General features: G+C 50.2%; 14 protein-coding genes. 9 read left to right on the plus strand and 5 right to left on the minus strand.

Annotated features, from left to right (window positions below; all coding sequences use genetic code 11):
- The first annotated feature begins 31 nt into the window (after window positions 1-31).
- A complete protein-coding gene (gene pcaF, locus B9L21_RS06480) occupies window positions 32-1,240 on the plus strand; it encodes a 3-oxoadipyl-CoA thiolase (protein WP_063165689.1) in 1,209 nt (402 codons plus the stop codon).
- Between the two features lie 211 nt (window positions 1,241-1,451).
- Here the strand turns inward: pcaF and B9L21_RS06485 are convergent, their stop codons facing one another.
- Window positions 1,452-1,985, minus strand: a complete 534-nt coding sequence (locus B9L21_RS06485) for a gamma carbonic anhydrase family protein (RefSeq protein WP_063165690.1) — start codon at window positions 1,983-1,985, stop codon at window positions 1,452-1,454.
- Window positions 1,986-2,228: 243 nt separating this feature from the next.
- Between B9L21_RS06485 and B9L21_RS06490 the strand changes: the two genes are divergently transcribed.
- Complete coding sequence (locus tag B9L21_RS06490) at window positions 2,229-2,651, plus strand: YqcI/YcgG family protein (protein WP_063165691.1); 423 nt, start codon at window positions 2,229-2,231, stop codon at window positions 2,649-2,651.
- Window positions 2,652-2,869: 218 nt separating this feature from the next.
- On the opposite strand, the gene B9L21_RS17590 is transcribed toward B9L21_RS06490, so the two are convergent.
- The gene (locus tag B9L21_RS17590) at window positions 2,870-3,043 is read right to left on the minus strand and encodes a hypothetical protein (RefSeq protein WP_021095998.1); all 174 of its coding nucleotides are present in this window, start codon (window positions 3,041-3,043) and stop codon (window positions 2,870-2,872) included.
- Between the two features lie 82 nt (window positions 3,044-3,125).
- Between B9L21_RS17590 and tnpB the strand changes: the two genes are divergently transcribed.
- The 6 genes from tnpB (at window position 3,126) to B9L21_RS06520 (ending at window position 10,437) form a co-directional block, all read left to right on the plus strand.
- Window positions 3,126-4,250, plus strand: a complete 1,125-nt coding sequence (gene tnpB, locus B9L21_RS06495; protein ID WP_063165692.1) for an IS200/IS605 family element RNA-guided endonuclease TnpB — start codon at window positions 3,126-3,128, stop codon at window positions 4,248-4,250.
- 198 nt (window positions 4,251-4,448) lie between these two features.
- Window positions 4,449-5,939, plus strand: a complete 1,491-nt coding sequence (locus B9L21_RS06500; protein WP_063165693.1) for a peptide MFS transporter — start codon at window positions 4,449-4,451, stop codon at window positions 5,937-5,939.
- 317 nt (window positions 5,940-6,256) lie between these two features.
- Entirely contained in the window at window positions 6,257-7,357 is a 1,101-nt protein-coding gene (locus B9L21_RS06505; RefSeq protein WP_063165694.1) for an ABC transporter ATP-binding protein, read from the plus strand.
- Window positions 7,354-8,298: a carbohydrate ABC transporter permease gene (locus B9L21_RS06510; protein ID WP_063165695.1), complete on the plus strand. Its 945-nt coding sequence runs from the start codon at window positions 7,354-7,356 to the stop codon at window positions 8,296-8,298. The genes B9L21_RS06505 and B9L21_RS06510 overlap by 4 nt, the downstream gene beginning before the upstream one ends.
- On the plus strand, window positions 8,295-9,107 hold the full coding sequence (locus B9L21_RS06515; protein WP_063165696.1) for a carbohydrate ABC transporter permease: 813 nt from the start codon (window positions 8,295-8,297) through the stop codon (window positions 9,105-9,107). Before B9L21_RS06510 ends, B9L21_RS06515 begins: the two co-directional genes overlap by 4 nt.
- Window positions 9,108-9,123: 16 nt before the next feature.
- On the plus strand, window positions 9,124-10,437 hold the full coding sequence (locus B9L21_RS06520) for an ABC transporter substrate-binding protein (protein ID WP_063165697.1): 1,314 nt from the start codon (window positions 9,124-9,126) through the stop codon (window positions 10,435-10,437).
- A 289-nt stretch (window positions 10,438-10,726) separates the two neighbouring features.
- Here the strand turns inward: B9L21_RS06520 and B9L21_RS06525 are convergent, their stop codons facing one another.
- Window positions 10,727-11,248, minus strand: coding sequence for a hypothetical protein (locus B9L21_RS06525; RefSeq protein ID WP_089134992.1), 522 nt, complete (start codon window positions 11,246-11,248; stop codon window positions 10,727-10,729).
- Between the two features lie 378 nt (window positions 11,249-11,626).
- Here B9L21_RS06525 and B9L21_RS06530 point away from each other — a divergent pair, with 378 nt between their 5' ends.
- Window positions 11,627-12,778 carry a CapA family protein gene (locus B9L21_RS06530; RefSeq protein WP_063165698.1) on the plus strand — a complete coding sequence of 384 codons (1,152 nt, stop codon included), beginning with the start codon at window positions 11,627-11,629 and terminating at the stop codon, window positions 12,776-12,778.
- Window positions 12,779-12,822: 44 nt separating this feature from the next.
- Here B9L21_RS06530 and B9L21_RS06535 read toward each other — a convergent pair whose 3' ends face one another.
- Both B9L21_RS06535 and B9L21_RS06540 read right to left on the minus strand, forming a co-directional pair.
- Window positions 12,823-13,416, minus strand: a complete 594-nt coding sequence (locus tag B9L21_RS06535) for a class D sortase (RefSeq protein WP_063165699.1) — start codon at window positions 13,414-13,416, stop codon at window positions 12,823-12,825.
- Window positions 13,417-14,733 carry a processed acidic surface protein gene (locus B9L21_RS06540; protein ID WP_063165700.1) on the minus strand — a complete coding sequence of 439 codons (1,317 nt, stop codon included), beginning with the start codon at window positions 14,731-14,733 and terminating at the stop codon, window positions 13,417-13,419.
- Between the last annotated feature and the right edge of the window lie 337 nt (window positions 14,734-15,070).

Here is a 15,070-nt window from a genome sequence, read left to right on the forward strand (position 1 = left end):
ATCTAAGGCCGTTTTTTAAGGGGGAGAGAGAATGGGAAGAGAAGTCGTGATTGTCGATGCCGTGCGCACGCCGATTGGCCGCTACAAAGGGGTGCTAAAAGAGGTGCGGCCGGATGATTTGGGTGCGATCGTTATTCGGGCGCTCATTGAGCGAAACCCGAATGTACCGGTTGAACAAATTGATGATGTTGTCTTTGGCAACGCCAATCAGGCTGGCGAAGACAACCGGAACGTCGCCCGCATGGCGGCGCTGTTAGCCGGGCTGCCCAAGGAAGTTGCCGGTGTGACGGTCAATCGGCTGTGTGGTTCTGGGCTTGATGCTGTGAATTATGCGGCGCGGGCGATTTTCGCCGACGAGGCGGATATCGTGATCGCCGGCGGGGTAGAAAGCATGACGCGCGCTCCGTTTGTGATGGCGAAGCCGTCAAGCGATTTTCCGCGCGGCAATATCGAAATGTATGATACAACGATCGGCTGGCGCTTTATCAATCCGAAACTGCACGAAATGTACGGCACCGACAGCATGCCGCAAACGGCGGAAAACGTGGCGAAGCGGTTTGGCATTACGCGCGAGGCGCAAGATGAGTTTGCCTATGAAAGCCAAATGAAGGCGAAACGGGCGATGGAAACGAACCGATTTGCGGATGAACTAGTGCCGGTCGTTTACCACGACCGAAAAGGCAACCGGATTGTTGTTGACAAGGATGAACATCCGCGTCCAGATACGACGCTTGAAAAGCTGGCAAAACTGCCGCCGCTGTTTGAAAACGGCACGGTAACAGCCGGCAATGCTTCGGGTGTGAACGATGGGGCGGCGGCGCTGTTGTTGATGAGTGCCGATAAAGCGAAAGCGCTCGGTTTGAAGCCGTTAGCCAAATACGTGACGTCGGCTGTCGCCGGCGTCGAACCAGCCGTGATGGGGATCGGCCCGATTTTTGCGACGCGCAAGGCGCTGCGCCGCGCCGGCCTGTCCGTTCATGACATCGGGCTTGTCGAGCTGAACGAGGCGTTTGCCTCGCAAGCGCTTGAGTGCATCCGCCAGCTTGAACTAGACCGAGAGAAAGTCAATGTCAACGGCGGGGCGATTGCCCTTGGTCATCCGCTTGGGGCGAGCGGTGCCCGCATTTTGACGACATTGATTTACGAAATGCAAAAACGTGGCGTTACCTATGGATTGGCGACGATGTGCATCGGCGTCGGCCAAGGGATCGCAACGATTGTGAAAAACGCGGACGAATAAGGCTTTTTCACATGAATAAGGACAGATGGCTTACCATTGGTGAGGGTGTCCCAAAAGGATCGGGACACCCTCTTTCATCACTATATATACGCACTGAATACTTATGCTATGCTATATCTTGTATTTCTCTTGGAAACAGACGACCTTTTGGGTCGGCCTCGTCTTGTATGCACGGACCGGTTTCCCTGCTGACCATCCGTCCTTATTTTGTTTAGTCGCGGTTTTGATCGCTTCCCGCCAGCTGCTCGCGATACTCTTTTCCTTTTTGCACGTATGTATCGATCGACAGCTGGATGAGCGCCAAATCTTTGTCCGTCAGCTCGCGGACGACCTGGCCAGGAGAGCCGATGACAAGCGAGCGCGGAGGAATTTTTTTGCCAGACGGAATGAGCGTGTTGGCGCCGATGATGCATTCTTCACCGATTTCCGCCCCGTCTAAAATGGTCGATCCCATGCCGATGATCGAACGCCGGCGAATTGTGCAGCCATGGAGCACGACGTTATGCCCAACTGTCACCTCATCCTCGACAACAAGCGGCGAGCCAGCATATAAATGGCATGTCGTATTGTCCTGGATGCTCGTGCGGGCGCCGATCGTAATCGGTCCTTCATCACCGCGCAGCACGGCGTTAAACCAAATCGTTGATTCTGGACCGACGGTGACATCGCCAATCAAATAAGCGCCCGGCGCAACAAAAACCGTTTCATGAACGTTCGGTCGTTTTCCGTTATACGGATACAGCATTCCCAATCCCCCTCGAGTGTGTTATTGTTATAATACATTAAGTATAACACATTTATCGCAGGGGAAATGTGACGAATAATGTCTGTTTCCTGATCTTCGTTGAAAAGTGTGGAAACTTTGGCGACACGAAGGTTCCTACAGAAACGAATTTTTACCGATTTGCCGGCCAGCTTTGCTGCGGACATTCACCTATCCTCCTATGGCGCGAGCACAATGTAACGGTGCTAAGGGGGATGGGGAGAGATGCAATTGTGTAACCAACAGGCGGATAAAAACCAATGGCTGCCATGGCAGCGGGAGGCGTTTACGGCTTTTGCAGCTAACATGATGAATCCAAGCCGGCCATTTCCGTGCATTTCGGTGGTGCAGGCGTACGCATTGGGCGATCTGCGCTACGGGTTTGCCGGCGACCCGTGCAACATAGCGGCAGCCGAGGAGCTCGCGGCGCTTCTTGCCGAGTTTGCCGAAACGTCCCGCCAGGCCGGGACATATCCGGTGCTCGTCGTCTTTTTTGACACCCCGCCCGAACTGGCGGAAGGCTACACCGTCAGGCAATTTGAACAGCTGTTTTGGCAGCTGCTCGGCCGGACGAGCGCGTTCGATGCGGGCGGCTGGCCGGCCGATGTGCCGCTTGATCCGCACGATCCGCTTTGGGAGCTTTGTTGAGCGGAGCTAACAGCTTGAAAGAGCTTGTTAAAACACCATAACCGCTGCCTGTTTTCCAAGGCAGTGCACTAAGCGCCCGGCAGCGGGCACTTTTTTTATCATCGTTTCGAAAAAAGACTTCCGCTTCTCGGTGTGAGTGTAAGTGGTGGGCGTTCAAAAAAATAAATCGCGACCATTCAGTATTTTTATCTAAAATTAGCAATTCATCTCCCACCTCTTTAGGTGGGAGATGAATTGCTTTCTTTTTCTTGACGTTCTGATTGTTCAAGAGCCACTTGCAATAGGTGAAAAATTGCTTGTGTGCGAGTGCCAAACCCTTTTTGTTCTTTGTATTTGTCTACTCTCTCTAAAAGAGTTTTTGGGAAACGTAATACAACTGATTGTTTTTCCATGCTTTCACCCCTGAAAATGATATACATTTAATATCAATTATGATATGCTATGTATATAATAACACAAAAGGGGGTGAAAGTCATGATGGTCAATAAAGCATACAAATTCCGTATCTACCCAAACAAAGAGCAAGAAGCGTTGATGACGAAAACATTCGGTTGCTCGCGTTTTGTATTCAACTATTTTTTAGCGAAATGGGAGGATGCTTACAAAGAAACAGGGAAAGGGCTATCATATAATGCCTGTTCTTCTCAATTAACACAACTAAAAAAAGAATTAACTTGGTTAAACGAAGTGGATAGTGTTGCTCTACAATCCTCATTGAAAAACCTTGCCGATGCGTATGCTCGCTTTTTGAAAAAGCAAAACGACAAACCACGCTTTAAATCGAAAAAGAATAAGGTGCAATCCTACACAACGAAATATACAAACGGAAATATTGCTATTGATGGAAACAAAATCAAACTTCCGAAACTTGGGTTTGTTCGTTTGGCAAAAAGCCGTGAGGTAGAAGGCCGCATTTTGTCGGCTACGGTGAGACGAAATCCGAGCGGGAAATACGTTGTGTCCATTTTAGTTGAAGCAGAAGTACAAGAGTTGCCTAAAACGGGTTCAGCCGTTGGCATCGATGTTGGTTTAAAGGACTTTGCCGTTCTTTCCGATGGAACAAAGTATGAAAATCTGAAATGGTTTCGTCAGTTAGAAAAGAAACTAGCGAAAGCACAACGCATTCTTTCCAGACGAAAAAAAGGCGGTTCGAATTGGAATAAGCAACGAATAAAAGTTGCACGATTGCATGAAAAAATCACAAACGCACGACACGATTATCTACACAAAATCTCCACCGAGATTGTCAAAAACCACGACATCATCGGTATGGAAGATTTGTCAGTAGGTAATATGCTAAAAAATCATAACCTTGCAAAAGCCATTCAAGAAGTATCATGGTCAATGTTTAAAACCATGATCGTATACAAAGCCAAATGGTACGGGAAACAAGTCGTCACCGTAGCGAAAACCTTTCCGTCCAGCCAGCTTTGTTCGTGCTGTGGCTATCAAAATAAAGACGTGAAACATCTCGCTTTGCGCGAATGGGAATGCCCCGTGTGCCGTACCCATCATGATCGAGATGTGAACGCAAGTATGAATATCAAAAACGAAGCCGTCAGGCTTCTAACCGCAGGAACTGTGGGGATCGCCTACTAAGATATTCGCTCGATAAAGCGAAGTTCGTAGGAATCTCCCACTTCGAAGCGAAAGTGGGAGTAGTTCAATGAAGTGATATTATTCAGATAAAGTTGAAAAAAACTCGGTTTTTTATGTAATCATAGCTTTCTATAAAAGTTTTTTGACAATATAAACAGAATAAATTATTATAGTAAAAGAATTAAAGGAGGGTTTGTCATGTCATCAATCAATAAGCAAGAAATCGCTGCCAGCGTTCCCCAGCGAGGCTTTTTCGGCCATCCGAAAGGGCTGTTCACGCTCTTTTTTACGGAGTTTTGGGAGCGCTTCTCGTACTATGGCATGCGTGCCATTTTAGTGTATTACATGTATTATGAAGTGTCGAAAGGCGGGCTAGGGCTCGACGAACAGTTGGCGCTCGCGATCATGTCGATTTACGGGGCGCTTGTGTACATGTCCGGAATCATCGGCGGCTGGCTCGCCGACCGAGTGTTTGGAACTTCACGGGCAGTCTTTTATGGCGGCATTCTCATTATGGCTGGCCATATCGCGTTGGCGTTGCCTGGCGGGGCGGCGGCGCTGTTTGTGTCGATGGCGCTCATCGTTCTTGGCACCGGGTTGTTAAAGCCGAACGTCTCCAGCATTGTCGGCGATATGTACAAGCCTGGCGATGACCGCCGCGACGCCGGATTCAGCATTTTTTACATGGGCATTAACCTCGGGGCGTTTTTGGCTCCACTTGTTGTCGGCACGGCCGGGATGAAATACAACTTCCACCTCGGGTTCGGGCTCGCCGCTGTCGGCATGTTTCTTGGGCTTGTTGTGTTTGTGGCGACAAGAAAGAAAAATCTCGGGCAGGCGGGAACGTATGTACCAAACCCGCTGACGCCGGCTGAAAAGAAAAAAACGGCTGTGATCGCTGCGGCCGCAGCGGTCGTCATGGCTGTGCTGCTCGCGATCTTGATTCCAAACGGCTGGTTTACGGTGGAAACGTTTATTTCGCTCGTCGGTATTTTAGGCATCATCATTCCGATCATTTATTTTGTCGTGATGTACCGCAGCCCGAAAACGACGGCCGAAGAGCGGTCGCGCGTCATCGCCTACATTCCGCTGTTTGTCGCTTCGGCGATGTTTTGGGCCATCCAGGAACAAGGGTCGACCATTTTGGCGAACTATGCGGATAAACGGACACAGTTGGATGTCGCTGGCATTCATCTCTCGCCAGCTTGGTTTCAGTCGCTCAACCCATTGTTCATTATCATCTTAGCGCCGGTGTTCGCTTGGATGTGGGTGAAGCTTGGCAAACGGCAGCCGACGATCCCACAAAAATTTGCCCTTGGCCTTTTGTTTGCCGGCCTGTCGTTTATCGTCATCCTCGTGCCGGGATATTTCAGCGCCGGAGAGCTCGTCCATCCGATTTGGCTTGTGTTGAGCTATTTCATCGTTGTGCTCGGTGAGCTTTGCTTGTCGCCGGTCGGCCTGTCAGCGACGACGAAACTCGCCCCGGCGGCGTTTTCGGCGCAAACGATGAGCCTTTGGTTTTTATCAAACGCTGCGGCGCAAGCGATCAACGCCCAGCTCGTCCGCTTTTACACGCCGGAGAATGAAACGGCGTATTTTGGCACGATCGGTGGGGCGGCGCTCGTCTTAAGCTTGATCTTATTCGCGCTCGCGCCAAGCATCCAGCGGTTGATGAGAGGGGTTCGTTAATTGCCGTCGGATGTTTGTCGTTGCTTATGGAAAACAATCAAATTTAAAGACAGGACGCTCTGCGTTGGCAGGGCGTCTTTTTTATCATCCTAAACCGGGAAGACTTATAAGTCAGCCCAACCGAGGGACGTACGGGGACAGCTTGGTGAACCGTCCTCCGAAGGGCGGGAGGGACAATAATCTCCAAATTTAAAGTGTTAGCGCAGGGAAGAACGTTCAATTACGAAATATTTACATAAATCGAAAAGTACGTTCAGACAGTATTTACAAAAATGGATTACGATGGAATAGAAAACAGAAAAAGAGGGGGGAAGGGAATGGCGTTTCTTGAGCTTGTCGAAGTGACGAAATCGTATGATGGAAAAAAGCGGGCTGTGGAGAATGTGAGTGTGGCGATTGAATCAGGAGAGTTTTTTGCTCTTGTTGGCCCGTCAGGATGCGGCAAAAGCACGATTTTGCGGCTGATTGCCGGCCTTGAATCGCTGACGTCGGGTTACGTATTGATCGACGGGCAGGTAGCGAACGACTGGCCGCCCCACACCCGTCAATTATCCATGGTTTTTCAAAACTATGCGTTATATCCGCATTTAACGGTGGAGCAAAATATGCGAATCGTCTTGCAGGCGCAAAAGGTGTCGAAAGAAGAACAAATGAGGCGCTGCATGGAAGCGGCAGAAATGCTTGGGATAACGGACGTATTGCAGCGGAAGCCGCGGGAGCTATCAGGAGGACAGCGCCAGCGTGTCGCCTTAGGGCGGGCGATCGTTGCAAGAACTCCGCTTTGTTTAATGGACGAGCCGCTCTCCAATTTAGATGCGAAACTGCGGGCTAAAATGCGCAGTGAACTTCGCCGCTTGCAACGGCAGCTCGGCATGACGGTCATCTATGTCACTCACGATCAAACAGAGGCAATGACGATGGCAGACCGGGTGATGATTTTGCATGCCGGACGCCCGCAGCAAGTTGGCGCTCCGCTCGATATTTACAATAGCCCAGATAACACGTTTGTCGCTTCATTTATCGGAACGCCGCCAATGAACTTGGCAGAGGCGCACGTACTTGAACATTCGCTGCTATTGCAAAACGAGCGGCCCGTTCGTTTTATGCACCGCCCTTTGCCTAAGGTGGAACGGGTGACGATCGGCCTTCGCCCGGAGCATATCTATCGAGCAGAACTAGGCGAGGGGCATGTGACAGCCAAAGTTGTCCATATCGAATGGCTTGGCAATGAGACGTTCGTGACGTTTGAGCTGACGAAGCATCTTCATTGGACGGCACGATGGAACGGACAATGGAACATAAGACTAGGGGAATTGGCATCATTTTCGTTTGACGAGCGAGCGCTGCTCTTTTTCGATGAGCACGGGCAACGGATCGGGCCCCCGATCAGGAGGGAGGAGGTGCGGATTGACGGATGAATGAACGTGTTTCGCCGGTCTTTCCGCCATCGCCATGGCCGGCTCAAGCAAAACAGGCGGCTCGGCAAACAACCGTGAAGTCATGGTTGGAAGGAATGATGTACCTTTTCCCTTCCCTTCTTCTGTTCGGTATATTTTTATTTTATCCGTTAGGTCGAACGTTGTACTTAAGTGTGTTTCATACAGACTACCAAGGGAAGCCGACGGAATTTGCTGGTTTAGCGCATTTTGCCGCCTTGTTTCAAGACGAGACGTTTTGGCATAGCGTAAAGACGACGTTTCTATTCGCGGCGCTCACTGTCCCGGCTACAATCGTGATTTCGTTCGGTCTGGCGCTGCTCGTCCATGAAAAGCGGAAAGGAATCGGGATCTTTCGAACGTTTTTCGCTTCTACGATGGGAATGAGCGTGGCCGCCGCTTCTGTCATTTGGCTGTTTATGTACAACCCAGCGATTGGGATCATTAACCGCTTGTTGTCTACGGTCGGCTTAACCCCTGTTTCGTGGCTGCTTGATCCCGATACGGCGTTGTATGCGGTGGCGGTAGCAACGATATGGATGAATATTGGGTTTACCTTTTTGTTGTTGCTAGCCGGCCTGCAAAACATCGACCCGTCCTTGTACGAAAGCGCGCGCATTGCCGGATTTAGCTATTGGCGCCAATTATGGGCGGTGACCGTGCCGCTGCTATCGCCGACATTGTTTTTTGTCACGACTGTCTCGCTCATTCAAGCGTTGCAAACGTTTGGACAAATCGACTTTTTAACAAAAGGCGGACCGGTCGATGCCACGAATGTGTTCGTTTATGCCATTTACCGGGAAGCGTTCGTCAACTACCAGTTCGGTTTCGCGAGTGCCCAGGCGATCGTATTGTTTCTAATCATCGCCGTAATCACATTTTTGCAGTTTCGGTTTGCTGAGAGGAAGGTGCACTATCAATGAGAGCGGTGCGGACAGCTTTAGATTATGGGGTGTTATGCTTATGTTCGGTGCTTCTCTTATTTCCTATGGTCTATGCTCTCTTGATGAGTTTCATGGATGGAGCCGGTATTTTGGCGGGGCATCTATGGCCTGATCGCTGGGAGTGGGTCAATTATCAAGCGGCTTTTGAACAGGCGCCGCTTGGTCGTTATTTGTTCAATAGTGTATTGGTCGCCTCAGTGATTACGGTCGGGCGCCTGATCGTTTCGAGCTTGGCTGCTTTTGCCTTTGTGTTTCTCCGTTTTCCGGGCCGAGATCTATGGTTTTACGTTTGCATTGCAACGATGCTTGTTCCGTGGGAGGCGACTGTCATTCCGAATTTTTTAACGATCCAGCAGCTCGGCTGGACGAATGATTACTTAGGGTTAACGGTGCCGTTTTGGGCGATGGCATTTGGCATCTTTTTATTGCGGCAGCAGTTTCGCCAAATTCCTTATGAGCTGTACGAGGCGGCCCGTCTGTCCGGCATCGGGAATTTCCGCTTTTTTTGCCGCGTCGTGCTTCCGCTTTCGAAAACGGGATTGGTGACGTTAGCTGTTTATAGTTTCTTAGATGCTTGGAATATGTATTTATGGCCGCTGCTCGTTACGAACGATGACCGCTTCCGCACCGTGCAGATTGGGCTGAAACAGCTACAGACGCAGGAGATTGCGAGCAGCTGGGGGGTCGTCATGGCAGCGGCTGTCGTCGCGATGCTGCCGACATTGCTGCTGTTGTTTGCCGGCCAGAAGCAATTGCGCAAAGGGTTTATGCAAGGAGCGATTCAATAGCGGGGAGGAGAAAAAGGTGAGAAACGTGCTGATTGTTTTACTGGCTTTAGTATGGCTTGGAGCAGGATGCTCAAGCGTCGGTTCCAATGGGGGGGCGGCCGGTAAAAAGACGGAAGTCGTGTTTTGGCATTCGATGAGCGGGGACTTGCAGACGGTGTTACATGACATTGTAGCGGATTTTAATCAAACCCATTCGGAAATTGAGGTAAAGCCTGTGTTTCAAGGTACATATGAGGAAGCGCTGACGAAATGGAACACGGTAGCTGGGACGGAAGAGGCGCCAACGATCATGCAGACGTTTGAAGTCGGAACGAAATATATGATTGACAGCGGGCAAATCGTTCCCGTGCAAACATGGATCGATAAGGATAAGTATGACGTTTCGCAATGGGAGAAAAACATTGTCAGCTATTATACCGTTGATGGCCGCATTTACTCGATGCCGTTTAACTCCTCAACGCCTGTGTTGATTTACAATAAAGATGCATTTCGCGAGGCCGGGCTCGATCCTGAGAACCCTCCGCTCACCTACAGCGAGCTGAAAGAAGCGGCGAAAAAGTTGACGAAGAAAAAAGGAAACGAAACGGTGCAATATGGGTTTTCGATTTTGAACTATGGCTGGTTTTTTGAAGAGATGGTGGCGGTGCAAGGTGGATTGTATGTGAACAACGATAACGGTCGAAGCGGCGATGCAACGAAAGCGGTGTTTAACGAAGAGGAAGGAAAACGGGTGTTTGAGTTGATCCGCGATATGCATCGAGACGGCACGTTTTATAACGCCGGTCAAAACTGGGACGACATGCGTGCTGCCTTTCAGGCTGGGAAGGTAGCGATGTACTTGGATTCGTCCGCTGGTGTCAAAACAGTGATCAATCATTCACCATTTGATGTTGGCGTCTCCTATTTGCCTGTTCCGGATGGTGTTGAACGCCAAGGCGTCGTCATCGGAGGGGCTTCACTTTGGATGATGAAAGGAAGCAGCGAAGAGGAACAAAAGGCGGCATGGGAGTTCATGAAATATTTGACAACCGCTCCGGTTCAAGCGGAATGGCACGTGCGGACGGGTTATTTTGCCATTAACCCCGCTGCCTATAAGGAACCGCTTGTCAAAGATGAATGGAAAACATATCCGCAGTTAAAAGTGACCGTTGACCAGCTGCATGAAACAAAATCAACCCCTGCCACCCAAGGGGCGCTAATCACAGTTTTTCCGGAATCGCGGCAACATGTGGTGAAGGCGATGGAACGGTTATATGAAGGGGTTGATCCGCAAGAGGCGCTCAATCAAGCAGTGGAAGAAACGAATCAAGCATTGCAACGGGAGAACTGATTGAAGTGCCGTATTGAGGATGCAAGCAAGGCCACACGGGTTGATCCCGTGTGGCTTTTTCGTAAATCAGCGGGAGATCCGCATCCTCCTGTCGCCAAAAGGCCGGCCAATGCCTGCAGCCGCTTGAAGTGCCTGTGCTGAAACAGCTTATGCTAGCCCATGGCATTGATCCGGCCCGCAAAGCGCGGAGATGGCGTGCGAAAGAACGGATCGTCCGGTTTATCGCCGAGTCGGTGGCAAAACAAATGGAAAAGGGAGACGTTTTCCTGGAGCAATAACGTTGTGCCTGCTAGTTCGCCGTTTTCAGCAAGTGAATCTCCTCTTCCGTACGGGCGATGCGGCTAATTTGATAGTCGAGCCGCTGATGAATGAGCGAGATGTCTTCTTTTGTCGCCATTTGTGTGCGAATATCGACGATCTCTCCGTGAATGGCGGCGGTGTCATGGCGCATGGCATCTTGAATGCTTCTCTGTTCAAGCTGGTTGTCGCGGACGGCCTTGACCATTTCCGTATTTTCTTTCACTTGTTCTTTCAGCCAATGAAGTTCTTCTTCTTGCTTGTCCATTCGTTTCTCAAGCTTGTCTACTTTTTGTTTTACTGCCTGTACTTCTTGCTTCATAGTGTCCATATCTTGCTTCATGGTTTCCATATCTTGCTTCATGGTTTCCATGTCTTGCTTCATGGTTTCCATGTCTTGCTTCATGGTTTCTATATCTTGCTTCATCGTCTGCATGTCTTGCTTGATCGCAGCCATATCGTTCGCTAGGTTTTGCACCAGTTCCGTCAATTGGTGAAGAAGCTGTTCCTGCATGGGAGCACCTCCCTTCGATCACATCATTCGGGGCATTTCCGGAGCAGAAAGGCAGAGGAGTATAACGTGCGAGGGCGGGGAGGAAATGCCTGCATGTTCATTATACCATAGACAAGGCGGGCCATCATCCATAAATGGCTCAACAATTAATCGAGAAAAAGAATGACAAAAGAAGGAAGAGAAGGGAAGTGTGTCGAAAAACTATAAAGCGGATCGGTTTGCGGTTCAGATGACCGCGGGAAGGCTACCGAAGACGTTTTTGAGGAGAGGGGAGAGCAGATACATCATGATCGTTGGGCTACGCCCTTCACCCCTTTGAAGTGGGAGACTTCTTTCGGAATTATGTTAAAAAACGGCTGATCGATAGGGGAAGGGAGAATGAACTTGGTTGTTAGGAGAAGAAACGCAGCACTTGCATTTCTTTTGTCATTATTTTTATTTTCATGCAGCAACGTACCTGAACGCGGCGCCCAAGAAGTGTTAGCGGCGCGGAACGGGGCGGTGAAGACGGCGGCTATGCATCCGCCGCTGCCCGGTCCGGCTGACAAAGCGGCGGTAGCGCTCGCCTCAGCGAAACGAGCGGCGCCGAACGAAGTGCGCATCACGGTAAGCGCAGCGGGCGATGTGACGCTTGGACGCGACGAAAATTACGGCTATGCGTATTCGTTTGACGATGAAGCGAAGCGGCATGGCTTGCGCTACTTTACGAAGTATATTGAGCCGATCTTCAAAAACGATGATTTTACGACCGTCAATTTGGAAACGACGCTGACGACAGCAACGCGTAAGGCAAGCAAAACGTTTCGTTTCCGCGGCCACCCGAGTTATGCGAAAATTTTAACATACGGGGGCATTGATGCCGTGAACTTGGCAAATAATCATACATACGATTATTTGCAAAAAGGGTATGAAGATACGATCGCTAATCTCAAAAAAGAAAAGGTCGGTTATTTCGGCCGAACGCTCCGGCTGATGAAAACTGTCAAAGGCATTCAAATTGGAGCGCTCGGCTATGAAGGCTGGAGCAATACAAGCACATTGCGCAAACAAATTGCTGGTGACATTCGCGCCTTGCGGAACCAAGGAGCCGATCTCGTCCTCGTTCATTTTCACTGGGGGGTCGAACGAAGCTATGTGCCAAACAGCACCCAAAAGGCGCTCGGCCGCTTTGCCATTGACAGCGGCGCCGATTTGGTCGTCGGCCACCATCCGCACGTCGTTCAGGGGATTGAAGAGTATAAAGGCAAATTCATCGTTTACAGCCTTGGCAATTTTCTGTTTGGCGGAAACAAAAACCCGAGCGACAAAGATACGTTTGTCTTCCAGCAGACATTTTCTTTCCAAAACGGCAAGCGCACGGCAAAGAAAGAAATTCGCGTCATCCCGTTCCGTATCTCGTCAGTGACGATACGAAACAACTACCAGCCGATGCCGCTTACGGGAAAAGAAGCGAACCGCGTGAAAGGGAAAATTATTTCATTGTCGGCGAAAATGAAAAAGCCGACATGGACGGCATACGAAGTGAAGTAAAAAGGATGGCCTCTGTTTCGGCCATCCTTTCGCTTTTCACAAGATTAAGAGCGCTCATTGACTAAGTTGGCGATGAGCACGTACCGCTGTGGGGCAGAACCGATGTAGCGGAACGGGTAGCACGTTGAAACAGTGAGCGTCGCTTTCGGTTTAGGAACGATGACCGTTCGGTCATCGGCGTCAACGATGCGCACTTTGCGCACGTTATAGGTGAACGTACCGGCAGACGTGCGGACGATGAGGATATCGCCTTGGCCGACTTCGCCGAGCCGGCGGAAGACTGTATCGCGATGGCCGGCGAGGACACAGTTGTCCGCTTCGCCCGGCAGGACGCTCCCGGCGTAATGGCCGACCCCTTTTTCCAGCTCGTCCTCATCTGTGCCGTGGTAAATCGGCAAGCTGGCGTTGAGCTTCGGGATGATGAGTTCACCGATTTGTTCACCTGTTTTCGGTCGGTCCGGGTAGAGCGGAGCAGGGGCCTTAACAGGTATAGCGCCTATTTGCTGTTCCGTTTTCGCTGGCAGCGGTTTGACTGCTTCAAGGCTGTTTTTCCACTTGACCCCGTAGACGCTGACTAAGGCGACCCCGGCTGTTATCAAGCCTGCTCCGAAGAGGCGCACCATCCGTCGACGGTTCATTTAGTTCGCCTCGGTTTCTCGACGGAAGCGGGCAAGAAATGCGCCGGCAGCGATTAAGGCCAAGCCAAACAGCATGTGCGTCGCATATGGGGAGGCCGTTTTCGGCAGTTTCGCCCCGGCTTCGGTTCGCTTCAACGGCTTCGGCGGTGCCGGCTTCACCACTTTTTCGATTTTCGCCGCTTGTCCTGCGTCTTGCAGGTCTTCACCGATTTCATCGAAAATGTCGGAGGCAAACATTTCTTCATTCATGACAACATCAGCAAGCAGTCCGCCTTCTGTGCTGTAAATTTCAACAAGCAAATCATAGCCATTCGCCGATTCCATCGCTAGCAGCGCCGATAAGCTCAGCGGCTTTTTCTCACCGTCTTTTGTCAAATAAAACTTCGCTTCCAATTGAAAGGCAGCGAGGAGGTCATTCCATACATCAGCGATTTCGGCAATTTGCGCCGGCGAGAGTTCCGTGATGCTCGCAAAGTCGTACGCGCCGATCGCCTCGAGTCGTCTCCCTATTCCTTCCATTTTCTCGGCAAATTGCGGGTCTTCCATATTGAGCGACTCAAAATGGCTGTATAACTTCTCTAATTCCGCTTCTGTCAAGCCAAGTTCGTCCAAATCAGGAAGCAAGTAATCGACGACTGCTTCCGAGAGCTCCTCGATGGTCGTATAGTGATCAAGCGAATCGTCGTTTCTGGCTAACAGTTTTTCGAGTTGCGGCTTCGTCATGCCGATCTCTTGCAAAAATTCGTTTAATGTCTCATCGGTGAGCGGAGTTAAGCTTTCATAATAGTCGACCATATCACTTAACTCGCCGATGGAGCCGTAATCATTCACCGATTCACCGTGTCGGCTGAGCAAAGCCATAAGCTCCTCTTTTGTCATTCCGCGCTCGTTTAGAAAGTCAGCCAGCGTTTCGTCCGTAATCGGGATCGAGTAGTCTTTGAAAAACTCGATATACTCTTTTAAATCATCAGAAAATATAAATGCATCCGTAATCGCGTCATCAGCCTCAATTTCTCCGTTGTCAATGAGCATTTGCCGGAGTTGCTCCTCGGTTAACCCATATTTTGCGAGCAGCTGCGCCAAGTTTTCTTCTGTCAGCGGTTCGCCAAGTTCACTGCGAAGTTCGTCGACGCCGTCAAAATCGTCGAGCGTATCCCCCTCATAGTCTAAGTAATTTTCCAGCTCTTCGACGGTAAGATTGACTTCGTCTAAATATTGGGCTAAAGCCGGGTCGTTGCGCTCAATGGCGAATGCTGAGGCCGGCCATGAAGCTGCGGCCACAGAGGCTGCCAGAGCGAAAGGAAGAACTTTTTTCATTAAGATGCCCCCTGCTGTGTAAATGTATACGAAACTAAGTATAGGTGCAAGACAAGGGGATGGAAATAGTCAAATATATGGAAAGTTTGCAAGTCCGGAGAAAAGGGAAGGAATGGTCGGGCTCCATCAAAGAGGGGATGAAAGCCATTGGGGAGGGAAGATGCTTGTAGGATGCCCGTTTTGCCTTTCTAGTGATGAAATTCAACATATTTCGAATTATTGTGATACAGCTTTTTAACCAAGCCGGACCGCCCGTGTCCGTTAACGTTTTCCACGTATGACTTTCCGTCAGCAACGTATGCTAACCGTTGAACAGAAGCCGTTAGGCAAAGGAGGT

This window comes from Geobacillus uzenensis (genome assembly GCF_002217665.1).
Lineage (GTDB): Bacteria > Bacillota > Bacilli > Bacillales > Anoxybacillaceae > Geobacillus > Geobacillus subterraneus.

Excerpts from the sequence above, each read along its gene's own strand:
- B9L21_RS17590 (WP_021095998.1), bottom strand. The coding sequence starts at position 3,043 with ATGGAAAAACAATCAGTTGTATTACGTTTCCCAAAAACTCTTTTAGAG.
- B9L21_RS06525 (WP_089134992.1), bottom strand. The coding sequence starts at position 11,248 with ATGCAGGAACAGCTTCTTCACCAATTGACGGAACTGGTGCAAAACCTA.
- B9L21_RS06485 (WP_063165690.1), bottom strand. The coding sequence starts at position 1,985 with ATGCTGTATCCGTATAACGGAAAACGACCGAACGTTCATGAAACGGTT.
- B9L21_RS06490 (WP_063165691.1), top strand. The coding sequence starts at position 2,229 with ATGCAATTGTGTAACCAACAGGCGGATAAAAACCAATGGCTGCCATGG.
- B9L21_RS06515 (WP_063165696.1), top strand. The coding sequence starts at position 8,295 with ATGAGAGCGGTGCGGACAGCTTTAGATTATGGGGTGTTATGCTTATGT.
- tnpB (WP_063165692.1), top strand. The coding sequence starts at position 3,126 with ATGATGGTCAATAAAGCATACAAATTCCGTATCTACCCAAACAAAGAG.
- B9L21_RS06505 (WP_063165694.1), top strand. The coding sequence starts at position 6,257 with ATGGCGTTTCTTGAGCTTGTCGAAGTGACGAAATCGTATGATGGAAAA.
- B9L21_RS06500 (WP_063165693.1), top strand. The coding sequence starts at position 4,449 with ATGTCATCAATCAATAAGCAAGAAATCGCTGCCAGCGTTCCCCAGCGA.
- B9L21_RS06530 (WP_063165698.1), top strand. The coding sequence starts at position 11,627 with ATGAACTTGGTTGTTAGGAGAAGAAACGCAGCACTTGCATTTCTTTTG.
- B9L21_RS06540 (WP_063165700.1), bottom strand. The coding sequence starts at position 14,733 with ATGAAAAAAGTTCTTCCTTTCGCTCTGGCAGCCTCTGTGGCCGCAGCT.
- B9L21_RS06535 (WP_063165699.1), bottom strand. The coding sequence starts at position 13,416 with ATGAACCGTCGACGGATGGTGCGCCTCTTCGGAGCAGGCTTGATAACA.
- pcaF (WP_063165689.1), top strand. The coding sequence starts at position 32 with ATGGGAAGAGAAGTCGTGATTGTCGATGCCGTGCGCACGCCGATTGGC.
- B9L21_RS06510 (WP_063165695.1), top strand. The coding sequence starts at position 7,354 with ATGAATGAACGTGTTTCGCCGGTCTTTCCGCCATCGCCATGGCCGGCT.